Here is a 25,989-nt window from a genome sequence, read left to right as displayed (position 1 = left end):
ATTATTTACCTCCCTTGAGAGATTGTGTTTGATACATATGATTCAACTCATTAGCCCAATAATCATGGCTAGAATCATCAGACAGTAAAAGCTGTAAAGATACACCTTTATCGGTAGGAACAGCATAACCAATTAAGGAGTCGGTGCTTCTAAATCCATCATATATAAGACTACCGCGTAAATCACCTGTCACAGCTGTACCATAGCGTGTTTGCACAGGTTTATAGGCCACATGCGTTGCATCTAGGCTCACTTGTTTTGCCATAAAGTCTACATAAGAACGGAATTCTTCTATACTTTTAGGAGATGATTTCTTATCTGTGGCAAGCATTTTATCAAAGGCACCCATAATTTGAGTAGGTAACTTATCATTTATCATTTTTAAGTCTTTAGCTAATTTAGCACCTTCAATGGTGTTACCTTTTAAATTTTGTAATTTTTCTTGAGCTAACTCTTTAGAATAAAACTCTACCGATTTAGAATCAGAAGAATTTTCCGCAGCAGTTTTTACATCTGTGCCCTTCGCCACAACAGTCTTAGCCATTCCTATTACTTGATCTATGGCATTTTTAGAATAGTTGATAACCAGTAATTCACCTACATGGTGACCTTGTTTATCAGTTCCTTGTAATTGATAGTAGGAAAATCCATCTAAAATATCGCCCTTCATAGGTGCGACAGGAACTGGAGCATGCAATTTAAAGTTAACATTAACAGCATCCATAGCCGCTTTATTTGCAGCTGAAATCATTTGGCTTTGCTCATTATTTCGCAGTTTTGCATCCGTAGGAACATGTATTACCTCTACTGCTTTCACTGTAGGAGACGTATTGCCATACAAGCCATATCCTAAATCTACTGTATCAGCATATGCCACTGCACCCATGCCAACAGTCAAGCACGTCGCACAAGCCAATGTCATCAATTTTTTATTGAGAGCTCTCATAAGACACCTCACGATTTAACAATACACTATGTATACAGATTATATTCATAACCTGTACTGCATCTATAAGATTTCAAAAAGATAATCTATACTGCATATATTAATTATTATACTATATAGAGATGTATAACTGTATAGTGTAATTTACAACCTATCAGTTCTGCTATACAATACTTAAATAGATATGTAAACATAGAGTATGAGAAATAGAAAGGAGTGCACACTTAGTGTGCTTTTATTATGATACAAGAAATAATTCCACTCACTAGGCCTCGTACATTAGCGGCCGCTTTAGGGCCTACCATTTTAGGTGCAGCCTTTAGTTATTACGCATTTGGTGCCGTAAAGGGTACAGGTCTCGCCATTTTCCATACGATTTTAATATTTTTAGCTGTTGTAACAGCTCAAATTGTTGCTAATTTATGGAATGAATATAAAGATTTTAAATCTGGTCTCGATGCGGGGCAGAAGGTCGGCAATGCTGGTTCTATCACCCGTGGTGCCATTACACCAGAGCTCATCGTTACCATGATTAAGGTACTCATGGTTATACCTATTATCATCGGTCTTTATCTATCGGCAACTATCACTTGGTACTATATTCCAGCTGGTTTTCTTTGCATTCTCATCAGTTTTCTCTACTCTGGTGGGCCAAAACCAATTTCTCGCACACCATTTGGTGAAATTTCCTCCGGTATCGCTATGGGTTTTGCCATCGTCCTCATTACAGGCTATGCATGGACGCGAGACTTATCTTTAGCATTATTAATCCCTGCTATTCCATCTACATTGCTCGTTGGTTCCATTATGCTCACGAATAACATTCGTGATATTCGAAATGATGAAAGCCATGGTCGTCGTACATTACCAATCGTATTGGGTCGTGAACGTGCCCTCAGTTTGATGAGCATCACTTACTTATTCAATTTCATTTGGATCCTTGCATGGATCATCGTAGGTCACATGACATGGTTCTCCCTCTTCGCCTTTCTCGCAGCACCACTAGCTTTCAAAACAGTACATACCTTAACTACTAAAACAGATGAGTTCCTACTCGACAAAGCTATGGGTACAACTGCAGGGGCTGCAATGATTTACCAAATCATGTGGTCCATTGGACTTATCATAGGTAAATAAGGTTGAACCATAGATACAATTATTAGCAAATAAGTGTTTACCAATACGTACATACATTAAATACAGTTACATAAAATAAAGAGAGATTTCCAAACACTATCAACTATTTATAGATACTAGTTTGGAAATCTCTTTTTGGTATAACTTTAAGCTATGGAGAACTCGTAATAATTCCTTCTTGATAGATAGGAAATAATTTAGTACTATAAATGTAATATTTTATATGAAATGGTTGTAAAAGGAGTGTGTCTAATGAGAAAATTTTTAGCATTAGCAGCTACTGTAATCCTTGGCGGTGCTTTATTGATCGCTGGTTGCGGTAATGACAATAACAAACAAGCTGCTAACAACGGCAAACAAGTATTAAAAATTGGTGCTACAGCAGTACCTCACGCAGAAATTTTGGAACAAGTTAAACCTATCTTGGCAAAAGATGGTATTGATTTACAAATCACAGAATTTACTGATTACAACACACCAAACCTTGCTTTGGGTGATAAAGAAATCGATGCAAACTTCTTCCAACATGTACCTTACATGGATGAGTTCGCAAAAGCTCATAACCTTCCATTAGTATCTGTTGGTGGTGTTCACCTTGAGCCAATGGGCTTATATTCCCGTCAAATCAAAGATTTAAAAGATCTTCCTAAAGGCGCTAAAATCGCTATCCCTAATGACCCTACAAACGGTGGTCGTGCATTATTGTTATTGCAAAAAGAAGGTCTTATCACATTGAAAGACTCCAGCAATATCTTATCTACAATTCAAGATATCACTTCCAATCCTAATGGTTACCAATTTGTTGAATTAGAAGCAGCTCAAATACCTCGTTCTCTTGACGATGTAGCTTTAGCAGCTATTAACACAAACTATGCATTAAATGCAGGTCTTAACCCTAGTAAAGATGCATTGGCAATCGAATCTAAAGATTCCCCTTACGTAAACATCGTAACTGTACTTAAAGGCAATGAAAGCGATCCTCGCATCAAAAAATTGATGGAAGCTCTTCATACCCCTGAAATCAAAAAATTCATTGAAGATAAATATCAAGGTGCAATTGTTCCTGCATTCTAAGGTATAACAAAAAAGAGACCACATCGGTGGTCTCTTTTTTACTATAAGCTGTCCGCACCAAATCTAAATGGTAATAACTCATCAAGACTAATAACTTTATAATTTCCTTTTAGATTAGCCAAGATAATCTGTGGTATGTCAAATTCAGAAATCACTTGACGACAGGCACCACAAGGTGCACAAGGCCCTTCCGTATCAGCAACTACGGCGAGGGCCTTAAAATTTGTACGACCTTCTGATACGGCTTTAAATATAGCAGTTCGTTCTGCACAGTTAGTTAAACCATAAGATGCATTTTCTATATTGCAACCTTCATAGATTGCCCCATCCTCACACAGAAGGGCTGCACCCACTCCAAAATGGGAATAGGGACTATAGGTTTTCTCACGAGCTACTATGGCACGATCAATAAGCTTTTGAATTTCCTGTTCCGTCATATCAGTTTCCTTTTCTATCATATGGATATCCTCATTCCACCATATCAAGAATCGTATCTACCACCACTGGTGCTGTTTTACCAAAAGTAATTGCCTCTAAGTATGTTTTAGCCGCATTTACGAGCAAACTTTCATGAGAAGCATATAAGGTAGCTATGCTTTCACCAGCCCTAACAGCATCACCGGTTTTCTTGTGCATTACTATGCCTGCACTATAATCGATAGGACCATCCTTAACGGTGCGACCAGCCCCGAGCATAACAGATGCAATACCACATTGTTCTGTATTCATGTGTGTAATATAACCGTCTTGAGGCGCTGTAACATCATAAGTGAATTTCCCGATGGCTAGTAAACTTTCATCATCAAGAACACGGCTATCTCCACCTTGGGCATCAATCATCATGCGCAATCGTTCAAGAGCGGCTCCCGAATTAAGGGCCTGTTGTACGCGACTGAGAGCAGTTTCATAATCACAAATTTGGCTCAACACGAGCATATGGGCTGCCATGATAAGACATTCATGAGTTAAATCCTCTGGGCCATGGCCTTTCAATGTGTTAATAACCTCACGAATTTCCAAAGCATTACCAATGGCGTGACCTAGTGGTCGGTCCATATCGGTTAAAACAGCCTTAACAGAGCGGCCATTTTCCGTTCCAATATCTACCATAGCTTTCGCCAATGCGCGAGCATCATCTATGGTTTTCATAAAGGCGCCACTACCAACCTTTACATCCAATAAAATAGCTTGTGCCCCAGAGGCTAATTTTTTACTCATTACAGAGGATGCAATTAGAGGGATACTATCTACGGTGCCTGTTACATCACGCAAAGCATATAGTTTCTTATCTGCAGGTGCCAGCCCTTCAGATTGTCCGATAACGGCAAGGCCGATTCGATTTACTTGATTCATAAATGCTTCTTGGTCTAGTGACACCTGTAAATTTGGTATAGATTCCATCTTATCGATAGTGCCGCCCGTATGCCCTAAACCACGACCAGACATTTTCGCCACCTTGCCTCCACAAGCAGCTACCAAGGGTCCTATGATAAGAGTTGTCTTATCCCCTACACCACCAGTACTATGCTTATCTACTGTTATCCCATCAATATTGGACAAATCTACCATGTGCCCCGATTGTGCCATTGCCATAGTCAATGTGCCTAGTTCACGAGCATTCATCCCATTAAATACAATGGTCATCAATAAGGCACTCACTTGATAGTCAGGGATGTCCCCATTTACATAGCCTGAGATAAGAAAACGAAGTTCCTCATCTGTTAAGGGTAAATTAGACCGTTTTTTTAGAATAATATCATACATCCGCATGGTTATACCGCCATTCTAAGAAACCACCTAGGCACGGCCTAGGTGGTTTTCTATTATACTTCTTCGTCTAAATGATCTTTAAGTAGTTCTACTGCTGCACTGGCGCCGATACGGCTGCAACCTTCTGCAATATAGGCTTTCATGTCAGAGATAGAACGAATACCACCGGCAGCCTTAATTTTTACATTAGGACCGATATGCTTCTTGAATAAACGAATGTCTTCAAGGCTAGCGCCACCGCTACCAAAACCAGTAGAAGTTTTAATGTAGTCTGCCCCACCATTGGTGATACATTTACAGAGGGCCACCTTTTCAGAGTCGGTAAGATAACAAGTTTCGATAATAACCTTTAAGATTTTATCGCCACAAGCCTCTTTAAGGGCCCCGATTTCATTCGTTACAGCCTCAAAATCGCCTTGCTTTACATCGCCAAGATTTATTACCATATCGATTTCAGAGGCCCCTTCTGCAAGGGCTTGTTTTGTTTCAGCCACCTTAACCTCTGTCGTTTCATAGCCTAAAGGAAAACCAATAACAGTACATACATTAAGGTCTGGGTACGCTTCATGGGCGGAAGCTACAAAGTCCGGTGGAATACATACAGATGCTGTTTTATAGGCTACGCCAGCATCACAACTTTCTTTAATATCATCCCATGTAGCTGTAGGACGCAATAGTGTATGATCCACATAAGATAATAATTCTTTACCTAACATAGTGTCTCTCCTTACTAAAAGAACGACATTTGCTCTGGCTCAGGTTCTTTATGTAAAGCCTCTTGAGCAGCGCGATTTTTGTCATCAATAAATGGTTCTAGTGGTACACCTGTAGCCTTCAATAAATCTGGCAAGCTATTAACGCCCTTAGCTTTAGCCGCCTCTAATACAACCTTAGCACATGTTTCCGCATCATCTAATGCGTAGTGATGTTTAAACTCAACCCCGATATATGCGGCCATCGTGTTTAGCTTATGGTTTACTAAATCTGGCCATACTGCACGTGAAAGTTTCACCGTACATGCATAATCAAGATCAGGCCAAGGGATTTTATAGTAATCCAGTGTAGCACGCAATACATTCATATCGAATTTTGCATTGTGAGCTACCATGATATTCCCTTTTAAGTGATTTTCGTAGATAGCATTCCACAATTGATCAAATGTTTTCTCGTGGATAACATCCTTTGGTTGAATGCCATGAATTTCAATACATTCATCATCGAAGCTCATAAATGGTGGTTTAATAAGGCTGTATGCCTTTTTTATAATCTGTCCATCCTTTACGGTAATAACCGCCAAGGAGCACGCACTATTTTTAAATTTATTAGCTGTTTCAAAGTCTAATGCAACAAAATCTAACATAGGACTCCTTTCAAATCTATATGTTTCAAAATTTATATATAAGAATTATATTCATTTTCTCCATTTATTATAGCATGAAACAGTCTATAATCTACTATTCAAGGGTGACTAATAGTCACCGCTTTCACATCAATTTTAATTGACAGATGGGCCCTCTGTATGTGAAAATTATTTAGATATATATGTAGTATGGAGGTTGCAACATGGCAGATGACAGATTAATCGTTGCCCTTGACGTATCCACGATGGATGCTGTAAAAGAAATCGTATTATCCCTCGGTGATTCGGTTAGCTTTTACAAGGTCGGAATGGAGCTATTCTACGCCGAAGGAGCAAAAACAATTCGCTTTTTACAAGAGCAAAACAAACAAATATTTCTTGATTTGAAATTGCACGACATTCCAAACACCGTAGCCCATGGAGTTTCTTCCTTAACACGTCTCGGCGCTAGTTTAATCACTTTGCATGGTCAAGGTGGCCCTGTCATGATGAAAGCCGCTGTAGAGGCAGCTCGTGAAAGCGGTGAAACACTAGGCGTTGAGCGACCAAAATTATTGGCTATCACTGCTCTAACTAGTTTCGACGATGAATCTTGGACTGCTATCGGTGGCCAACTACCTATTTCCGACCAAGTAATTCGCCTTGCTAAGCTCGCTAAAGATTGTGGGATGGATGGTGTTGTGTGCTCCGCCTTAGAAGCTAAAATGATTCGCGAAGCATGTGGCGATGATTTCCTCATCGTAACACCTGGTATTCGTCCTTCCTTTGCAACAACAGACGACCAAAAACGCGTTGCTACTCCTGCTAGCGCATTACAAGATGGCGCATCTCGCCTCGTTATCGGCCGTCCTATTACACAAGCTGAAAATCCTCGTGAAGCAGTTCGTTTAATTATTGAAGAAATGGAGAATGTATCCAAATGATGACAGAACAAGAAGCAAAACAATTATTGATCGACACTCAAGCTATTTTAGAAGGTCACTTCCTTTTGACATCTGGACTCCACAGCCCAATGTACGTTGAAAAATTCAATGTATTGCAACATCCAAAATATACAGAAGCACTTTGTAAAGAATTAGCTGAACGCTTCCGTGATCAAAACGTTGAGCTTGTTATTGGCCCTATGACTGGTGGCATCTTACTAGCTCACGAAGTGGGTAAAGCACTTGGCACACGTGCAATTTTCACAGAACGCGAAAAAGGTGTTATGACATTGCGCCGTGGCTTTAAAATTGAGCCAGGCACACGCGTACTTATCGTTGAAGACATCGTAACTACTGGTGGTTCTGTACAAGAAGTAGTAAATGTTGTAAACCAAGCCGGTGGTGAAATCGTAGGTGTAGGTTTGCTTGTTAACCGCTCTGGTGGTAAAGCAGAATTCGGCGTACCTCATGAAAAAGTACAAGCATTGCTTAACCTCGAAGTTCCTACATATAAACAGGAAGAATGCCCTCTTTGTAAAGATGGCGTAGCTATGACAGAACGTGGTTCTAAACACATTAAATAAAATTATAAACAGATACAAAAAGAGCTCCTTCACTGAGGAGCTCTTTTTGTTTGTGTGTAGTTATTGTGTGTAAGAGAGAGATTCTGATACGAATGTATCACGTAGAGTGTATGGCTCTACGGTGGCCATGAATGCACTTTCATGACCACGCACTCTAAAAGTGTTGTGAGAGAAAAGAATCAATAGAATACTATTGATTTTGAGTAGTCTGTGGTGCACCTTGTTCCACAGGTGGTTGAGGCGCATTACCATTTGGTTGCCCCCCTTGAGGCATTTGGCCAGGTTGACCTTGTTGCCCTATTTGACCTTGCGGAGGCATTTGCCCATTTTGATACATATGTTGACCATTATTTGGCCCCATACCATCTTGAGGTATCATTTGGTTTTGACAATTTTGGTACATATGTTGACCATTATTTGGCCCCATACCATCTTGAGGCATCATTTGATTATTTCCATCCATCATATGTTGGTCCATATGCATATTAGAACCATCATGTCTATGTGGTTTTCTAAACTGTTGTTCATTGGTTTTCATCCATTCACCAAAATTTGGTAAATCATTTACAGCAAAGGATGTGCCTACCCCTACAGCACTGATTACAGTTAGAATGGCAGCAATTATAATTCGTCTCATAGGTCCTCCTTAATCTACATTGCTGAAATAACGTTCGCGTACACCACGAAGTTCAATACCAATAAAGATACATGTAAGGCCCCCAAAGAGACCTACACCACCAAGTGCAACTAAAGTTACCAATGATAATGCAGGAAATGCCGTTACATTCTCAAACGGTTGCCATGAGCTTCCGAGTAAATATAAGATGGCAGGTGTAATAATAAATAGTAAAACCCCTACAATATATGACAAACCACTTCCAATAGATACCAATGTTTTGGATGCTTTTTTAGCCATACCTGGTAATTGTGGTAATAAACGTTCTTTGTAGTCATCAAAGCGAGCATAGATTTCTTGCATATTTACAGATTTACCGGCACCACCATCTTGGCCTAATGTATCTGTAATAATGCCTGCATCTACATAAGATGTATAGATTTCCTCTGGAGTTCCCAAAGATTTAATAATTTCACTATCTGTAAGACCTTTTTCATAGCCTACAGCAAAGTGTTCTTCATAAACCTCTATAATACTCTCTACATCAGCAACGCGCGCCTTTTTGAATATATTGCGCAGTGCTTCTAAAAAACTATTTTTGTCCATTATAGTCGACTCCTCTCAACAGGATATTGATGACGCCAGAAAATTCATCCCATTCTTGGCGCATCTGATTGTATGCTGTACGGCCATCTGCCGTGATGTGATAATATTTTCGAGATGGTCCTGTAGAGGACTCCTTCAAATAGGTCTCAACATACTTTTCTTTCTTTAATCTATTAAATAATGGATATATCGTTCCTTCCGAAATTTCAATATATTCGGAAATGGTGCTTACGATTTCATATCCATAGCGATCACTTTGTGTTAATAGTGCTAGCACAAGCATATCCATAACACCTTTTTTTAATTGAACTTGCATAGTTCCTCCCTTTAGGTTGTGCCTACCTGCCAATGTGAAAGCTCTCTTACGGTCACTATCATGTACTGACAAATACATAATAACACAAGGTACATCGTAATGCAAGGTACCTTGTTAAAAATATATTTTGCAAAATATAAATCCACGCTTTTAACGACCTATAAACACTGATAATATCTGCTTTTATAAAACAAAAACTATCTTAATTTTTTCTAATTTTACTAATGTCACCCTATATGTATCACACATACTTCGGCTACAACATAAAAATCCCCATCCAACGGATGAGGATTTTTCATTGATTTTAAAATAATCTATTTACTCTAACATCAGCTATTTATTTTGAAGTTGCTTGGCCTAATTTAAGCTGTGTACTCTTCATTTTGCCATTGTGAGTATAAGATACCAAAACTGTATCACCAGGGCTCTTAGCGTCAATTTGCTCTTTTAATTCTAACAATGTACTAATATTCTTGCCATCAATTTGAGCAATTGTATCGCCTTCTACTAAACCAGCCTTTGCAGCAGGACCATTCGCATCAAGTTGGACAATAAGAAGACCTTCCCCTTCATAGCTTACATTGTTACGTGCTGCTGTTTGACGATCTACAGCCCATACACCAATATAAGGACGTACAACCTTACCATTTTTAATAATAGAGTCTACAACGGTCATAGCGGAATTAATAGGAATGGCAAATCCCATACCTTCCACACCTTCTTTAGAAATCTTAGAGCTATTAATACCAATTAACTCTCCATCCGCATTGATGAGAGCACCACCAGAGTTACCTGGATTAATAGCTGCATCTGTTTGAATCAACGGGAAGCGTTGCCCTTGATCATCAATAGTACGTGCTAAGGCACTGATTACACCAGATGTAACAGAGCCTTTAAACTCTAGGCCTAAAGGATTACCAATGGCGATAGCCGGTTCCCCTACTTGCAAGGAATCAGAGTCACCAATTTTTATAGGTTGAATATCCTTTGGTGGATCGATTTTAACAACAGCTAAGTCTGTTTGGGCATCTGTACCGATAACTGTACCTGTGACGGTAGATCCATTGGACAAGGAAACTGTAACCTCTCCATTTTTAGCACCAGCTACAACGTGATTATTTGTTACGATATGTCCATCATTATCAATCAATACACCAGAGCCTACACCCTCTCCAGCATAGATAGTACGGTTAAAAATATCCTTTTGGAAAACTTGAGTGGTAATCCCCACTACAGCTGGGCCAGATTCTTTTGCCGCTTGAACTACGTATGTATTACGTGTATCTGTAATAGGTTTAGTTTGTTTAGTTTGCTCCTTCACAGTTGTTTGATGTGTAACAGGATTACCAAAGAAATAGTATCCACCACCTACACCAATACCAAGAGCTAGCACACAGGCAATAATTGATTTCTTATATTTTGAAAAATTCATGCATATCTCCTTATATCATCTCTTAATGATTTCTTAGTGTTATGTTCCTTATCATATAAACTGCCAATCGCAATCGAATACACACTGTAACAACAATGTAATATAGCAGTATATATCTACTTTCACCAAAATCAATTTTATAAAATCAATTTTTGATGAACCTATTATAGTACGCAAGACATTACATTGCAAGATAACAATTTATTACATCTATTATAAAAATATAATTTCTATAAATAATATGTATCTTGTAATACGTTAAGAGCAAATCGAATTTCAATGCGATTCAACTGTAGAGAAATTACATAAAAACATATCTATATAAAAATGTACCATATAAAACATAAAGGGCATTCACTAGCCGTCGCTAGGAATGCCCTTTATGCATATAGTTTGAGAGTGTAAGGACTGTTGAGAGAGAGTATATGTGATCTAGATAAGTTGAGAGAGAACTTATTAAGAGAGAGAAGTTTAGTTGTTTCTTATCTAGAATCAAAAGTCAGCCTTACTTAGATAAGTATACATGGAATATCTAAACTATCAAAGGAAGTATATAAACAATTTTTAAATCTTTGATTATATCTATATAATAACTTCCTATAAACTCATATTTTATCAACAGCCACCAAAAACGTGAGCGTAATATGAAAGTGATTTCAGTTATCAAACAAATTTATAACCAACGCCCCATACAGTAATGATGTGCTTACTATCGGATGGATTATCTTCAATTTCTTCACGTAAACGGTTGATATGAACCGCTACAGTTGCATAATCACCATAGGAATCAAGGCCCCACACGCGAGAGTATAATTCTTCTTTACTAAATACGATATCACGATTGCGCATCAAGAATTCTAATAACTGGAATTCTTTCTTTTTAAGGTGAACTTCTTTTTCGTTTACCCAAACTTTCATCATCTTAGGATCAAGACGGATTTCTCCAGATTGAATCGCATTGGTTTCCATTGCATCGCGCTCTGTTAAGCGTTTATATTGTGCCAACATAGCTTTAATTTTTGCAATCAATACAGATGGAGAGAATGGTTTTTCAATATAGTCATCAGCACCTACGCCGAGACCACGGATTTTATCGATATCATCGAGACGAGCTGTTACCATAACAATTGGTACACGAACCTTGTCACGAATTTGGCGGCAAACTTCAAAACCATCCATTTCTGGCAACATAACATCAAGGATGATAAGATCTACAGGAGTATTTAAGGCAGCCTCAATACCCTCAGTACCATTAGTCATAATAGTTACATCATAACCTGCCACCATCAAATAATCACGCTCAATATTGGCGATATCCAAATCGTCTTCAATAATTAAGATATGTTCACTCATGATTCTTCTCCTTGTTTAGGAAATTCTAATATAATACGTAGACCATGTGGTCTTACATTTTCAATCACAACTCGGCCCTCAAAGATTTCCATAATTCGACGAATAATCGACAATCCAAGACCACTACCTTCTTGTGGATTCGTACGAGATGAATCTACACGGTAGAATGGACGCATTAGACGTTCTAGCGATTCTGGTGGTACCCCTGGGCCATCATCACTGATAACACAGTATACAAAATCATCATCACTAGTTACATCAATAACACAATGACCAACATCGGCCATTTTATACTTAGCACTATTGTTCAACACATTTTGTAACACACGTTGTAACAATTGTGGGTTTGCATTAATGAAAGCATTTTCCGCTGCTATACGGAATTTAATTTCTAGACCTCTTGTTTGATAAGGAGCCAAATGATCTTCTACAAAATCACGTACATATTGACCGAGTTCAATTCGTTCAGATGGACGCGACTCTTTTTTATAATTCAAAGTTGTAATGAGGAATAACTCCTCTAACATCGAATCTAAATCATTAGCTCGTTTTAAGATAATTCCCATGTAGCGTTTTTGTTGTTCTTCTGTTGGTGCAATACCATCGCGAACACCTTCTGCATACGCTTTAATAGCTGTTAACGGCGTTCGAATATCATGGGATATCCCTGCTAGTAACTCTTTTTGTTGCTCCTGTTCCATTTCAATTTGACGATTAGCCATTTCTAAGGATTTTGTCATATTCTTAACATGAATCATGATAAAGCGTGTAACAAATCGGTTAATAGCAAAAAATGTAACAATAAACAGCAATATAGCAACTATGATTATGTAGAAGGATACAGATTCCATTAAGCTATCACTACCATGAGTAGCGCGCTTTATAGCAATATGATATACGTAAGCATGACGCCCATCGTATTTCCGCATTTCATAGACAAATGTATTATTGGACTGGTATACAATACCTTGTAATTCGGGGTTTACATCAATAAGACCAACAATAGCAGAAGCGCTATAGATTTGAGGATTACCATAACTGTACACCATATTACCTTGATCTAGTACCTCTACATATACTTCCTTTGGATCAAGTAGACTATAGCTAGGCTTTACTAAGCTATCTATTAAGTTGTTTTCTAAACCATAAAAGGTAATTGTTTCAGTGATTCGACTGACACTTTTAAACTGTTGTTCCTGCTCAATACGCAAATAGTAACCGGCATTAGCCAATATGCGCAGACCTGTAAAGTATAGCAAAAATAAGATAATTGCTATCAAAATAGGCACTACAAAGAGCACAACATTGGATATCCAAATCCGTATTTGTAAATTCACAGGGTTACCTCAATATCATAAATATTAGATACTTCTTATAGTTTACGCTATTTTTAATACTTAAAGCAAGTAAAAAGCGTAAAAAAGTGATTTAACCTTCATATTTTCTTCATTGTCAGTTTATAATTAGCCGTTATTACGTGTGTTCTATATGTCTTTTATTATCTAGTGTTTTTTAATTTCAAATACAATCTACACGCATCCGGGTAATTAATTCTAATATGATATGAGTAGTTTTTAGGACATCAGACACAAGAGCTGATGAATACTTTTTAAACATAAAAAAGAGGATTCCTAAGGAATCCTCTTTTAATATTTGAATTAACGACGATTTGCATCGAAGAAGTTAATAGCAACTTCTGGGAACATAGCGTAAGTCAATACGTCTTCGTCAGTGATACCATTGTAGCCTTTGGAAGCTAAATCTTGACGGTAACCTTCCAATTCAGGTTCGATAAGATCTGCTGGACGGCAAGTGATTGGTTCTTCATCACCAATGATAGTGTGACGAATTTCGTCAGAAATTTTACCAGGCAACGCACCATATTTACCGCGTACAAGGTCTTTAACTTCGTTAGGAACCATTTTGTAACGGTCGCCCATCATAACGTTCATCATAGCCATTGTACCAACGATTTGGGATGTTGGAGTTACCAATGGAGGGTAACCCAAGTCTTCACGAACGCGTGGCATTTCATCCATAACGTCGAAGAAGCGATCGCCCATACCCATTTCGTTCAATTGGTTTTGAGTATTGGACAACATACCGCCAGGAATTTGGTAACGACGAACAGCTGGAATTACATCGCTAGCTGGTTTCAAGTTGAATTCTTCAGCGATTTGTTGTTTTACTTTACGGAAGTGGTCAACTAATGGAATGTATTTATCAAGGTCAAGACCAAGATCCCATTCAGTACCTTTGAACATTTCGATCATAGTTTCAGTAGCTGGTTGGCTAGTTGCATGAGCGAATGGAGAGATAGCAGTATCGATGATATCTACGCCAGCTTTAGCAGCTTCCCAGTATGTAGTGCTTGCAAGACCGCAAGTGAAATGGCTGTGCAAGTCGATTGGCAATTCACCAAAACGTTTTTTGAATGTGGAAACCAAATCATATGCATCAGCAGGTCCTAACAAACCGGACATATCTTTGATACAAAGGGAATCAGTACCCATTTCTACCAATGTTTCAGCTACTTTCAAGAAGCTTTCAGTTGTATGAACTGGGGAGATTGTGTATACCATAGCGGATTGAACGTGTGCACCTGCTTTTTTGGAGTACTTAATAGCAGCTTCCATGTTGCGAGGGTCATTCAATGCGTCGAAGATACGAATACGGTCAATACCATTTTTTACAGCAGCTTTACAGAATGCTTCCACTACATCATCAGAGTAATGTTTGTAGCCCAACAAGTTTTGGCCACGAAGTAACATTTGTAGTGGTGTATTTTTTACATTAGCTTTTAATTTGCGAAGGCGTTCCCATGGATCTTCATTCAAGAAACGAAGACAGCTATCATAAGTAGCGCCGCCCCAACATTCAAGAGCTTCATAACCAATTTCATCTAAAAGGCCAAGCACTGGTTCCATTTGTTCATAACGCATGCGTGTTGCCAAAATAGATTGATGACCGTCACGAAGAACGGTTTCGCAGATTCTTAATTTTTTAGCCATGTTAATCCTCCAAATCGAAATAGTTTTGTGTATGTAATTTTATACATCCACCACACAACTATCTCATACCTATTTTTTTACGATTTTTGTAGAACTTGCTCACACAGGCAAATACTCTACAAATCGTTAAGACATACTTATATTAGACTACTTATAGAATTCTTTGTCAACAACCACATTATGCAATTTACTCATGATTTCATGTATTCTTTTATGATTTTTTCGTGATGGAACTCACAATAAAGTGCTAAAAAGCTAGAGTTTAACGTGTATTTTTAATCAAATCTTCGTCTTATTAATTGCTCTTTTTAATGAGAAACAAAAATTTATTTCGTAATAATTTTTAGTTATTATTTATAAGCTTTCAAAGTATATCGGTATTTATAAATCTAGTAATTCGACAATCATCGGTACACTTATAACCTTATCAATTTTATTGATAATAACCCCCGTATTTCTATAGTTTATAAATATACAAAAGAACCTACCTTTTATAGGTAGATTCTTTTACTAAATGCTCTTTATCATATTATTTTTCAGGTTTTACCTTTTTAGGTGCTGTTTCAAGAACAATATTTTTACCATCTCTTTTGACTTGGATAGAGAAGTCTCCTTCCCCTTCTTTAAAGTATTCCATCTTAATGTCGAGCAACATTTTACCAATTAATGTTTCTACCTTATCTGTAAGGAATTCACGATAAAATGCATCTTCCTTTTGTTTTGGACTTTGATGTACTACAGGTTTCTTTGCAGAACGTTCCATATCTAGCATAGTATCTTCAAAATTTTCAGTATCTTTAAAGTTTTTCATCATATCCGCATCGGATAAACCTTTTTGAATTTTAAACTTTGCCATGTTTATCTCCTATCAATTCGAAAATCGCCTTTTTCACGCGTACTGAGTCAATACCAGACATACAATATTGATCAGGCTTAGGACAACGTCGTTTACGACAACCTAAGCATTCTAACTCATCATTAACAAGAACCTTAAAGTTTCCCGTTAATGGACCCCACAGTTTAGGATCCGTAGGGCCAAATAATGCTACTACTGGTTTATTTAAAGCCAATGCAATATGTAATGATCCTGTATCAGCAGTCACTACTACATCGCAACTTTCAATTAAAGCCCCTACCTCTTGAAGTGTAGTTTTCCCCAGCATATTTAGCATAATTTTATCAAGGCCATCAGCTGTTAAGGAATCCATTAATGGTTTGTATTGAGTAGCCTCCTTTGGACCACCTAAACAAACAAAATTAGCTCTATACTGAAGGGATTTAATAAGAGAATACCATTTCTCTTGAGGCCACTCTTTCGTCGCCCAGGACGTGCCTAACACAAGACCTACGCGTAGTGGCTTTTCTACTTCGCTACGCTCCAAAAATGTGTCATAACTAATTGATTTCCACTGTTCTTCTGCCCAAACATGCAAATTAGGTGGCACAAAAAAGTCCATGTGGTATAGCTTTTTACCAGTTACCCCATTTGCTATACAAGGTTTTACATTATCCTCAGAAACAGCACTGGATACATTTAGGTCACTATGCTCTGTAACGGCAGTATTCAGTAATTCTGCTACCTCTATATATCGCTTAATAACATGATCCGTACTTGGCTTTACTTTGTAGTTTGTAAACAGCCAATTTAGTTCTTTTGTACCACCAAGGCCAAGGCGAATAGGTGCACCTGATGCTAATAAAACGAGCCCTGTTATTAGTCGCCCTTGTACATCCACAGCCACATCAAATTTATATGGTTTCAACTTATCTCTAAGTTCCCACCACATGCGCCACATCGTTAGAATATGTAGTTTTTTAGAATGTGCTTCGTATTCATCCCGTTCCCATGGAATGATTTCATCTACATAGGGATTGTTCTTTAAAAGTTCTACCATACTAGGTGTTACAATCCAATGGATCTTTGCCTCTGGATAGTGCTCTTTAATCCAGCGTGCTGCAGGTGTAGCATGTAGTATATCGCCTATGTAGCTGAGTCGTACAAATAATATATTCATATATATCCTTTTAGTAGAAACTAGTATAGGAATAAAGCCTTTATAATGAATCATTATAAAGGCTTTTTCTTAAGATTTCTTTTTGCTATCACTAGAAGATTTAGAAGATGTATCATCTTCTGTTACCTTCGTAGTTTCGTCACTACCATCCTTAATGATAGTTTTTACATCAGACAATGTTAATTCATTGAATGTTGTTGGATGATTGTATTTATAAACTGGTTTGAAGCCTACACCGAGTTTACCAGTGTAAACAGTTAAGGCATTATTATCCTCATCAACACGAGCAATATAGATAGTTTTATCCATATCAACACCGATTAAGCGGAATCGTCCTGGTGGGTTGATAACACGCCAACCACCTTCAATACCATTAAACATGAAGATATCCCCAGTCTTGGCATTATCATAGAAGAATCTATCTTCATCATAGAATACGCCAATATGACCAATATCTGTAGCTTGCATATAAACGCGACGCGTATCATAGTTAGCATCAGTACGATAAATGCGATATGCGTGTTCTTGAACCTTTACCTTCATGTAAACAACGTTTGTCGCTTCAGAATACGCAGCATCTACGATTTTACTGTTACGAGGCAAATCTTCAAGTTTAGTATCTACTTCATGTTCAGGATCATCCGCATTGAGACGAGCCATAACAACCTCTCTAGAATCATATAGCCCCATGATGGCATAGTTACGGTCAGGCATCCAACTAAAGTAACTAATAGAGCGGCCCTTCAAATCTATTGTGGTAGGCTTGCTTTCATTAGCCTTATAAATTTTTAAAGAGCTTTCAGTAACAACCGCCATGAACTGACGGTCATAAGATACATATTTAGTTCCTTCCTTTACATCAGGAAAGTTCTTAGTATCATCCTTTGAAGCACCAGCCACATTAAAATCCGTAGTCGGTGCAAACATATATTGATCAAGGTATAGGTACACCCCACCTTGCAGAAGAATACCTACCGCAAAGGCGCTCAGTACACGCGTAAAAGGTTTCATGTGTCCTCCTATTTCACGATAAACGCCGTTGGGATCATGCGTTCCCCTAACAAATCGGCTGGTTTGTTTACTACTTTACCATTGAGGTATAGTGTAGAACTAGAACCACCATCTAAATTCGCTGCAATATAGCAACCTTTTTCATAGAGAATATCTTGTACGTCACGTAATGTAGCGCCAAGAGAATAACCTGGTTGACGACCATCAATTACGAGGAATAGTACTGTACCATCTTTCTTTTGACCGATAGCAGTACGTGGACCTACGCCCCAGCCGCCATCGCCTTCAGTAATCATCTTCTTACCATCTACGATAAGAGGTGGGCCAAAGGTAATACCTTCCATGGCTTTCATATCACCAAGTTGTGTTTTGTCATAGTTACCTGCAATAAGGTTACCAGATTTAGAGAAGCCTACAAAGTCTACCGCTTCTTCAGGGCCTACATCTTTACCGATAACATATTCACCATCATGCAAGATAAAGCCATATGGCAAACGGCCTGTACCAGTACCATTAGGATCGTGGAAACCACCACCGTTAATAGCAGCTACCGCATTATTCATCTTCGCAATATTACTTGTAGTATCGCCTTTTTCTTGAATATTAGCAGCTGTACCGACTTCAATACGACGAGGATCTGGAATTTCAAGAATATAGCCTACATAACGAGCAGACTGAATTTTTTCAAGGTTTAAACTCTTATCTTCACGAGCATTAAACTTGAATAGATCTTGGCTTTTAACAACACCAACAGTGCCCAAAATAGATTGCAATTCATCTTCACTGAATAGCCACGTAATGTAATGAGGATGGCGAGATTGCAATATGGCACCAATAACGGCGCGCTTTACATTATTAAATGGTCCAAAGAGCACCACGAATGGTGAGGTTACAACGGTAAATAGGAACACCATGATGATGAACTTTACCCAATTCTTTTTGAACAATGTATTTCTCCTTATAAATCAGTGAAATGTTCAGTGCTAATGCGTTCTTCAAAATGCTTGATGTCTACCGCATTACCTACCCAAACACGCAAAATATTATATGGATTATCACCTGTATGAGCCCAGCCAGATTTCATGGCCATACTCATTTTAATGCCCGCTTTTTTAGTGGCAGCATCGGTGAATTCATTTTTATCTCCATAAGGGTAACAGAACCAAGGATTATCCTTGATACCTACTTCTTTCGCGAGGGCTTCTTGAGCCTTTGTAATATTTTCTATTTGTTTAGCTTCAGACAATTGTCCCATTTCGATATGTTGGAACCCATGATTAGAAATGGTGATACCATTCTTATGCATTTCACGAATTTGATCCCAAGTTAACCGAGTGCCTACATCGCCAGGATTGATAAACACAGTGGCTGCAAAACCATACTCTTTCATGATTGGATATACGATAGAATACGTATCAGCATAGCCATCATCGAAGGTTAATACAACTGGTTTTTCAGGTACTGCTGCACCATTTACGACATAGTCATATAGTTGATCCATCGTTAGTGGATTATAGCCATTATCTTTGAGGAACTTCATTTGTTCTCTGAATAAATCCTCTCGAATAACCGCATCATTATCTTTATCGTCGCCAATTTTATGATACATAAGAACAGGAATACCTGATGGATGTACCATTTTGACTTCTTTTACTGGTGGCGCTGAACTAGTGGGCTCTGTTTTTTGTGAAAGCAATCCACAACCTGCCACCAGCATTGCCAAGGCCACAACCAATAGTGTTACTAACGGAATCCGTTTCATAGGTCCTCCTCTATCAGAACACAATTATATACAGAATATTATAACATTTCTATGAAGATTAGTAAAAAACTAACGCTTTACTAGTACCTCATTAATCGATTTTCTAGGTCTAGGATACACAGGCTCATCTAGAATACCTATGCCAATGATTACCTGTACATCTAGTACTATCTAAATCCATTCTATCCATTCCTACAAAAGAATAGTATTTAAACTATTATCATTGTCATATTGTAATACTCTCAATAATGCTTTAATATTCTAATTATATACTATTATAGCGTAAACTATACTATTTAAATACACAGAGGATTTACCATGAAAAAACGTCTTACTCTCATACAAATGGATGTCCACGTAAACGACGTAGAATATAACTACAATCGCGTTCAAGAGTTACTCACTCAATCACTTACAGAAAATCCTGATATTATTGTTTTACCTGAAACTTGGAACACAGGCTTTCACCCATCAGATGATTTAATTACGATTGCCGACAGAAATGGGGAAAGAACAAAATCATTGCTCACCGCCTTTGCAAAAGAACACAAGGTGAATATCGTAGGCGGATCTGTGGCTGTAGCAAAAGATGATCTAGTATTCAATACATCTTATGCATACAATCGTGAAGGTTCCCTCGTAGGTGAATATTCCAAAATGCATGGCTTTAGCCCTGCCAAAGAAGACAAATACTTTGCTAGCGGTACTCATACTACACATTTCGAGCTAGACGGAATCCCTTGCAGTACTGTCATCTGTTATGATATTCGTTTTCCTGAGCTCGTAAGAATGGCTGCATTGCCAAGTACAGAATTATTATTTGTGCCTGCTCAATGGCCTACGATGCGTTTACGTCATTGGCAAGTACTCAATGAAGTACGAGCCATAGAAAACCAATTCTTTGTCTGTGCCGTAAACGGCTGCGGCACAGTAGGTCGCGTTCAAAGTACAGGTCACTCTGCCGTCTATGCTCCATGGGGTACCAACCTACTCGAAATGGACACTAACGAAGGCATTGCTTCCATAGACATCGACCTCGCTGTAGTCGAAGACATTCGTAACAAAATTAATATCTTTAGAGATCGCAAACCTGAACTCTACAACCTATAACAAAAAATACATTATGAAGGCACATTGTTTTAACTACCATCTTAAATAATACATATATAGATGGTCTGCGCATAAAACAATGTGCCTTTTATTTTTATTGAGCTGTATGTAAGAAATAGATGACTCTAGTTTGTTCTGGATTAACGGCCATACTTTAAAACTCAATAAGTTTCCACATATCTTCTGGAACTTGTTCTAGAGGTTTATTTTTTGCCATAGCGTCTTTTAGAATATCAATCGTATCTTGTACTTCTTGTTTATCCTTTGTATTTGGATCGTGTAGAACGACACGGTTTAAAGAGTCTTGTCCAAATTGTTTTAAATATTCTTTTTCTACTTGATTAAGTTCACGACGTAAGTATTTCATAGTATATCCTCTATTTGTAAATATCTTTTCTGTGCCCCACTTCTAAGGCTAAAATAACACATCTACCGTCATTAATATCAGCTATCACTCTATAATTACCCATGCGATAACGCCACAGCCCTGTCTTATTACCTGTTAGTGATTTTCCTGAATATCTAGGATTTTCTACATTATCTACGTTCTTGATAAGCCAATTAAAGAGATAACGTTGTGTTGATTTATCGAGTTTAGAAAATTGCTTGTCAAATCGTTTAGAGAACTCAAGTTTATAAGCCATATTTTGCACGCATTTCCGCCACAGAATAAGTAACAGGATCTTGCTTATATTCTGCTAATGCTTTTTGACCTACCTTAAGATCAAATTCATCTTCAATCTTTTCTAGTAAAGCCTTCTTAAAGAGAGTAGAAAGTGTTTCATCCATAAACTCGGCATATGTTTTAAATAACTCTTCTTCTTGTTCATTTAAACGGACTGAAATATTTGCCATATAAAGCACCTCCTTATGTAATACATTGTATTACATAAGGAGGTTTTAGTCTATTCCTTAAACTCACAAACAGCTGCATTTTAATAAAATTTTATATTTAAAAAATTAGAGAATAAAAATGATTTATGGATACATAATACTATAGATTTAATTACGCAAATTAGGCATACAAAAAAGGCACACCACCCTTCTCTCGTCTCTCAGCGGCATGCCTTTTTATGTATATAGTTACTCTCGAACTATATCGTATGTCAGTCTGGCTAACTCTCTCTAAATCCCTTTAACGACACGCCAGTATGTCACCTTTAATATACAATTATAAAATAACTTTGTCAATATTTTATAAAAATTTTATCTTCTTTATTTGCCAATAAATACTTGCAAAAGATTTATATAAATTGTAATATTAATAAATTTTATGACATCAACGCTTAATTTACTACCATTAATCATTTACATAAATCGTCTATAAATGGTATTATTAGCAGTGCACTAGAATTTGGTTATTATGAAAGAAAGGTAATAACTATGTTTTCATTTCTACAACCAAAAGAGGCAAAACCATCGGTTCCACAGAATATGATTATGAATTTATATTACAAATATAGATTTCAATCTCTAGCCGGTATATTTATTGGTTACGCTGCGTACTATATCGTTCGTAACAACTTTGCCTTATCAACTCATTTTTTATCAGATATCTTACACATGAGCAAAACGGAAATCGGTTTGCTATCTAGTGGTATGCTTATCGCCTACGGTCTAAGTAAAGGCTTCATGAGTAGTCTTGCTGACAAAGCTAGCCCTGCAAAATTTATGGCTTTCGGTCTTATTTGCTGTGCAATAATCAATATTTTTATGAGCTTTGCCGACAGCCTCGCTTTCTTCTTAGTATTAGTAGTTCTTAATGGTTTTTTCCAAGGCTTTGGTGTAGGCCCATCCTTCATCACACTCGCTAAATGGTATCCAAAACAAGAACGTGGTCGCTTTGGGGCAATTTGGAATATCTCCCATAATCTTGGTGGCGGTATCGTAGCACCAATCGTAGCTGCTGCGTTATACTTCACCACTACTGATCACTGGCAATTAGGCAGCTACGGTATTCCTGCAATTATTGCGATTGTAGTAGCTGTTATTATTGGCTTCTTGATTAAAGAAAGTCCAGAACGAGAAGGCTTACCACCAACTAGTGAAATCATTGCCGATACAGCTCATAAAGCACATAGAAGTGCAGAAGCACCTCACCTAAGCACAAGACAAATTTTTGTACAATATGTATTAAAAAATAAAAATGCTTGGTATGTGTCTCTAGTTGATACATTCGTTTACATGATTCGTTTCGGTATGCTTACATGGTTGCCTATTTACTTATTACAAGTAAAAGGCTTCTCTAAAGCAGAAATGTCCATCGCATTCTTATTCTTCGAATGGGCAGCCATTCCTTCTACAATTTTTGCAGGTTATATTTCCGATAAATTCTTTAAAGGTTATCGTATGCCACCAGCAATCATTGCAGTAAGTATTATCTTCTTCTGTATCTTTGGCTATTGGCAAAGTGAATCCCTATTATGGGTTACATTCTTTGCTGCTGTCGTAGGTTGCTTAATCTACATTCCTCAATTCTTAGCATCTGTACAAACTATGGATATTGTACCTCCATTCGCTGTAGGCTCTGCCGTTGGTCTTCGCGGCTTCATGAGTTACATCGTCGGTGCCAACCTTGGTACAACACTATTCGGTGTGTTAGCAGATAAATTTGGTTGGAATGCAGGTTTCTATCTCTTGTTGGTAGCATGTGTTCTTTGTGTTACATTCTGTGTACTTGCACACTTTGGCGCAAAAGAATTAGATGCTAAAGAAGCAGAACTTGAACAATTACAACCAGCTGAAGCAAACAGCTAACAACTAAATTCTAGAGCAAACCAAAAGGTAGCAACATATATTGTTGCTACCTTTTATTTATTCTTAAAGAAATTTGCCAAAAACCAAATAATTGGCCCTATGAATCTCACCTTCTTAACAGTATCCATTTTATCTAGAATAGCCTTAGTTATCTCTGCATTGCTTTCAAGCAACACATATTTTTTATCAACATAAACACCTTTGGAATACTCTGTCGTATGAGTCCGTTTTTCAATAGTAAGTATATGAGTGCCATTATCATCTTCATACTCTTCATAACGAGAGAAAGCACCAATATCTATATCCATATCTATATCCCCTCTTGTACCTATTGCCATCTGATAACTTCGATGAACTACGTTCATATCAGATGGTATTACTTTGCCACATAACTTTGTAAACTGATATACATCATGTTTTTCATTCCAACTGATCCAAAACTCAGCATTATTCTTATGTTTAACCAACTTATACTTATACCAAATTTTCCTATGAGTATCAATGTAACGAATTTTGCCTAGGATCGTATATAACTCATTTCGGATACGCAATGTATCACCATAGTTAAATTTCATAAAACACTCTCATTCTCAAAACAATTTAAATTATTAATTACTATGATTGTACATATAATATGAAATTCTGCCAATATGGATATAGTAAAAAGGTAGCAACATATATTGTTGCTACCTTTTATTTTTACAATCAACCTTGTTGGCAGAAATAAATGATATAGTTACTATCTGGACTGACTGCAGCACCTAAAGAATAGGGATGATTCCAACTGCCACCAAAATCAAATACATATAATACATAATTATCAGGTATTTCTACTGAATCTTCATTATATGACAATCTATGCAAATATTGTTGCTGAAGCTTTCGATTTTCTTTTTCAGTATAAGTTGGATACACTTTATCTTTGGCACGCTTATTTTCATAATCTTGTTTAGGCTTTAATGCATCTCGCGCATCTTCTATTCGTTTACGAGTTTCAAAATATCTCTTATACTTTGCACTTTTGTCTTCATCTGCAATCTGTACCTTATTAAATTCTGCTAGCACTTGATTTTCTAACTCATATATTTCATCTACAAATTTATCAATTGGATGGTCTTGTCGCTCTTGTATAAATTTACCCATCGGCACAGTTGTATTCTTTACAGTCAGTATCGACCTTGGGATTAATGCAGATAGGGAATCTGCATAGTCCATCTTCGAATCAATAAATTGTTTAACATACACATGGGATAAATCAGATTTTAAAATAACCACTTTAGAGTTAGAACGTGCTTCATCAATATATGGCTTTAATTGTTCCGGTGTACCTCCAAATGTAAGTTGTATGTAAGCCCTGCCTTGAAAAAAACTTGGATTACTATGCATATGAATATTTTTTGCAAAACCAGGTATTTTCTTTGGGAAACCAGGAATCATAGGCATCATTTTATAATCTTTGGGATTATTGATAGGATACTCAATTAATTCTATAGGTTTCAAAAGGCTCTCTAGTGACTCTTTTATTTCCTGTTTAGAGCGAACGGTAAATAAATCATGCCCTTTATTTTGATCTAAATACTCTCGAATTGCCTTTTCATTTGCTTTATCCCGATCAGCACGCGTCCTATAATCTTTAGTATTAATGGGATTTGTTAGCTTAATCTCTCCTTGACCATTCTTTTTCATATATGGGCTCACGATGCGTAAAGGTTTTTCTCGACCACCAATAAAATAACCTTGATTACGTGTTGATTCAGTATTATAGTTTTTAATTTCTTTTAGTGCTTGTTCATCCTTATCATTATAAAGTGGATCAAACGTTTTGTATTCACTACCAAAATCAGTTTTTTCTGATATTTTTAATCGCTGAGAAGCGTGCTCCTTCTCCTTCCGTTCTAATGTAATTTCATCTTCAATTGAAAGCTTTTTTGGATTTATAGATTTATCCCTTATAACAGCTTTAAAAGCACCAGGAATAATCTCAATAAAATCTAATTTCACAGGAGCTTTAGTTTGTACAGGCTGATTTGACTTTGCATTATTTTTCAGTTCAGCACTGGTATTGGGGTTTACTCCGTCCACTGTTGCCGCTAAACTAAACTGACTAGATAATGCTAGTGAAAGCAGCATCAATACAAAATATTTTTTATTCATTTCTCTCTCCTATATATACCTACAACTTTTAAAGTCATAGTAAAAAGGACCT

The 25,989-nt window shown here is 37.3% G+C and carries 28 protein-coding genes; 6 read left to right on the top strand and 22 right to left on the bottom strand.

What is annotated here, in order from left to right:
• Nucleotide 1: 1 nt before the first annotated feature.
• Nucleotides 2-946, bottom strand: a complete 945-nt coding sequence (locus O3607_RS06150) for a hypothetical protein (RefSeq protein WP_287512094.1) — start codon at nucleotides 944-946, stop codon at nucleotides 2-4.
• Between the two features lie 240 nt (nucleotides 947-1,186).
• Here O3607_RS06150 and menA point away from each other — a divergent pair, with 240 nt between their 5' ends.
• Both menA and O3607_RS06140 read left to right on the top strand, forming a co-directional pair.
• A complete protein-coding gene (menA, locus tag O3607_RS06145; protein WP_371443559.1) occupies nucleotides 1,187-2,083 on the top strand; it encodes a 1,4-dihydroxy-2-naphthoate octaprenyltransferase in 897 nt (298 codons plus the stop codon).
• Nucleotides 2,084-2,335: 252 nt separating this feature from the next.
• On the top strand, nucleotides 2,336-3,157 hold the full coding sequence (locus O3607_RS06140; RefSeq protein WP_039969612.1) for a MetQ/NlpA family ABC transporter substrate-binding protein: 822 nt from the start codon (nucleotides 2,336-2,338) through the stop codon (nucleotides 3,155-3,157).
• Nucleotides 3,158-3,198: 41 nt separating this feature from the next.
• Here the strand turns inward: O3607_RS06140 and O3607_RS06135 are convergent, their stop codons facing one another.
• The 4 genes from O3607_RS06135 to O3607_RS06120 are packed head-to-tail and all read right to left on the bottom strand — an operon-like array spanning nucleotide 3,199 to nucleotide 6,287.
• Complete coding sequence (locus O3607_RS06135; RefSeq protein ID WP_227283761.1) at nucleotides 3,199-3,615, bottom strand: cytidine deaminase; 417 nt, start codon at nucleotides 3,613-3,615, stop codon at nucleotides 3,199-3,201.
• Between the two features lie 10 nt (nucleotides 3,616-3,625).
• Nucleotides 3,626-4,927, bottom strand: coding sequence for a pyrimidine-nucleoside phosphorylase (locus O3607_RS06130; protein ID WP_024066041.1), 1,302 nt, complete (start codon nucleotides 4,925-4,927; stop codon nucleotides 3,626-3,628).
• A 53-nt stretch (nucleotides 4,928-4,980) separates the two neighbouring features.
• Nucleotides 4,981-5,643 (bottom strand): deoxyribose-phosphate aldolase, encoded by a 663-nt coding sequence (deoC, locus tag O3607_RS06125; RefSeq protein ID WP_295804327.1) that lies wholly within the window; start codon nucleotides 5,641-5,643, stop codon nucleotides 4,981-4,983.
• A gap of 14 nt (nucleotides 5,644-5,657) precedes the next feature.
• On the bottom strand, nucleotides 5,658-6,287 hold the full coding sequence (locus O3607_RS06120) for a 3'-5' exonuclease (RefSeq protein WP_005387936.1): 630 nt from the start codon (nucleotides 6,285-6,287) through the stop codon (nucleotides 5,658-5,660).
• A gap of 203 nt (nucleotides 6,288-6,490) precedes the next feature.
• Between O3607_RS06120 and pyrF the strand changes: the two genes are divergently transcribed.
• Nucleotides 6,491-7,210: an orotidine-5'-phosphate decarboxylase gene (gene pyrF, locus O3607_RS06115; protein WP_227283764.1), complete on the top strand. Its 720-nt coding sequence runs from the start codon at nucleotides 6,491-6,493 to the stop codon at nucleotides 7,208-7,210.
• The gene (gene pyrE / locus O3607_RS06110) at nucleotides 7,207-7,794 is read left to right on the top strand and encodes an orotate phosphoribosyltransferase (RefSeq protein ID WP_371443558.1); all 588 of its coding nucleotides are present in this window, start codon (nucleotides 7,207-7,209) and stop codon (nucleotides 7,792-7,794) included. Before pyrF ends, pyrE begins: the two co-directional genes overlap by 4 nt.
• Nucleotides 7,795-7,984: 190 nt before the next feature.
• Here pyrE and O3607_RS06105 read toward each other — a convergent pair whose 3' ends face one another.
• The 12 genes from O3607_RS06105 to O3607_RS06050 form a co-directional block, all read right to left on the bottom strand.
• Entirely contained in the window at nucleotides 7,985-8,431 is a 447-nt protein-coding gene (locus tag O3607_RS06105; RefSeq protein WP_129823790.1) for a transcriptional regulator, read from the bottom strand.
• A gap of 9 nt (nucleotides 8,432-8,440) precedes the next feature.
• Nucleotides 8,441-9,016, bottom strand: a complete 576-nt coding sequence (locus O3607_RS06100; RefSeq protein WP_295200761.1) for a DUF1700 domain-containing protein — start codon at nucleotides 9,014-9,016, stop codon at nucleotides 8,441-8,443.
• On the bottom strand, nucleotides 9,003-9,332 hold the full coding sequence (locus tag O3607_RS06095) for a PadR family transcriptional regulator (RefSeq protein WP_295200764.1): 330 nt from the start codon (nucleotides 9,330-9,332) through the stop codon (nucleotides 9,003-9,005). The genes O3607_RS06100 and O3607_RS06095 overlap by 14 nt, the downstream gene beginning before the upstream one ends.
• Before the next feature lie 337 nt (nucleotides 9,333-9,669).
• On the bottom strand, nucleotides 9,670-10,764 hold the full coding sequence (locus tag O3607_RS06090) for a S1C family serine protease (RefSeq protein ID WP_178884513.1): 1,095 nt from the start codon (nucleotides 10,762-10,764) through the stop codon (nucleotides 9,670-9,672).
• 663 nt (nucleotides 10,765-11,427) lie between these two features.
• Nucleotides 11,428-12,117, bottom strand: a complete 690-nt coding sequence (locus tag O3607_RS06085; RefSeq protein WP_005387927.1) for a response regulator transcription factor — start codon at nucleotides 12,115-12,117, stop codon at nucleotides 11,428-11,430.
• A complete protein-coding gene (locus O3607_RS06080; protein ID WP_060924132.1) occupies nucleotides 12,114-13,454 on the bottom strand; it encodes a sensor histidine kinase KdpD in 1,341 nt (446 codons plus the stop codon). The genes O3607_RS06085 and O3607_RS06080 overlap by 4 nt, the downstream gene beginning before the upstream one ends.
• 321 nt (nucleotides 13,455-13,775) lie before the next feature.
• Nucleotides 13,776-15,128, bottom strand: coding sequence for a pyruvate carboxylase subunit B (locus tag O3607_RS06075; RefSeq protein WP_060924133.1), 1,353 nt, complete (start codon nucleotides 15,126-15,128; stop codon nucleotides 13,776-13,778).
• 529 nt (nucleotides 15,129-15,657) lie between these two features.
• Complete coding sequence (locus O3607_RS06070; RefSeq protein WP_005387920.1) at nucleotides 15,658-15,984, bottom strand: hypothetical protein; 327 nt, start codon at nucleotides 15,982-15,984, stop codon at nucleotides 15,658-15,660.
• Nucleotides 15,971-17,143: a glycosyltransferase family 9 protein gene (locus tag O3607_RS06065; RefSeq protein WP_371443557.1), complete on the bottom strand. Its 1,173-nt coding sequence runs from the start codon at nucleotides 17,141-17,143 to the stop codon at nucleotides 15,971-15,973. The genes O3607_RS06070 and O3607_RS06065 overlap by 14 nt, the downstream gene beginning before the upstream one ends.
• Before the next feature lie 69 nt (nucleotides 17,144-17,212).
• Entirely contained in the window at nucleotides 17,213-18,154 is a 942-nt protein-coding gene (locus O3607_RS06060; RefSeq protein ID WP_005387918.1) for a hypothetical protein, read from the bottom strand.
• Between the two features lie 8 nt (nucleotides 18,155-18,162).
• Nucleotides 18,163-19,101, bottom strand: coding sequence for a phosphodiester glycosidase family protein (locus tag O3607_RS06055; protein ID WP_039969603.1), 939 nt, complete (start codon nucleotides 19,099-19,101; stop codon nucleotides 18,163-18,165).
• 11 nt (nucleotides 19,102-19,112) lie between these two features.
• Nucleotides 19,113-19,916, bottom strand: coding sequence for a polysaccharide deacetylase family protein (locus tag O3607_RS06050; RefSeq protein ID WP_024066460.1), 804 nt, complete (start codon nucleotides 19,914-19,916; stop codon nucleotides 19,113-19,115).
• A 318-nt stretch (nucleotides 19,917-20,234) separates the two neighbouring features.
• On the opposite strand from O3607_RS06050, the gene O3607_RS06045 reads away from it, so the two are divergent.
• The gene (locus O3607_RS06045) at nucleotides 20,235-21,026 is read left to right on the top strand and encodes a carbon-nitrogen family hydrolase (protein ID WP_371443556.1); all 792 of its coding nucleotides are present in this window, start codon (nucleotides 20,235-20,237) and stop codon (nucleotides 21,024-21,026) included.
• A 154-nt stretch (nucleotides 21,027-21,180) separates the two neighbouring features.
• On the opposite strand, the gene O3607_RS06040 is transcribed toward O3607_RS06045, so the two are convergent.
• From O3607_RS06040 to relB, 3 genes are read right to left on the bottom strand one after another with little or no spacing between them, the layout of a single operon-like run.
• Entirely contained in the window at nucleotides 21,181-21,393 is a 213-nt protein-coding gene (locus tag O3607_RS06040; protein ID WP_024066462.1) for a hypothetical protein, read from the bottom strand.
• A 10-nt stretch (nucleotides 21,394-21,403) separates the two neighbouring features.
• Nucleotides 21,404-21,670 carry a type II toxin-antitoxin system RelE/ParE family toxin gene (locus tag O3607_RS06035; RefSeq protein ID WP_024066463.1) on the bottom strand — a complete coding sequence of 89 codons (267 nt, stop codon included), beginning with the start codon at nucleotides 21,668-21,670 and terminating at the stop codon, nucleotides 21,404-21,406.
• Nucleotides 21,660-21,881, bottom strand: coding sequence for a type II toxin-antitoxin system RelB family antitoxin (gene relB / locus O3607_RS06030; protein ID WP_005387906.1), 222 nt, complete (start codon nucleotides 21,879-21,881; stop codon nucleotides 21,660-21,662). The genes O3607_RS06035 and relB overlap by 11 nt, the downstream gene beginning before the upstream one ends.
• Before the next feature lie 528 nt (nucleotides 21,882-22,409).
• Here relB and O3607_RS06025 point away from each other — a divergent pair.
• Complete coding sequence (locus O3607_RS06025; RefSeq protein ID WP_060924140.1) at nucleotides 22,410-23,783, top strand: MFS transporter; 1,374 nt, start codon at nucleotides 22,410-22,412, stop codon at nucleotides 23,781-23,783.
• Between the two features lie 53 nt (nucleotides 23,784-23,836).
• On the opposite strand, the gene O3607_RS06020 is transcribed toward O3607_RS06025, so the two are convergent.
• Nucleotides 23,837-24,358: a DUF4178 domain-containing protein gene (locus O3607_RS06020; protein ID WP_178884496.1), complete on the bottom strand. Its 522-nt coding sequence runs from the start codon at nucleotides 24,356-24,358 to the stop codon at nucleotides 23,837-23,839.
• Between the two features lie 130 nt (nucleotides 24,359-24,488).
• Nucleotides 24,489-25,937 (bottom strand): hypothetical protein, encoded by a 1,449-nt coding sequence (locus O3607_RS06015; RefSeq protein ID WP_371443555.1) that lies wholly within the window; start codon nucleotides 25,935-25,937, stop codon nucleotides 24,489-24,491.
• Between the last annotated feature and the right edge of the window lie 52 nt (nucleotides 25,938-25,989).

Source organism: Veillonella sp. 20925_1_51, from assembly GCF_041431445.1.
GTDB classification, from domain to species: Bacteria; Bacillota; Negativicutes; order Veillonellales; family Veillonellaceae; genus Veillonella; species Veillonella nakazawae.
The sequence above is the reverse complement of the archived record's forward strand: the minus strand, read 5'-3'. Positions and strand labels throughout refer to the sequence as shown.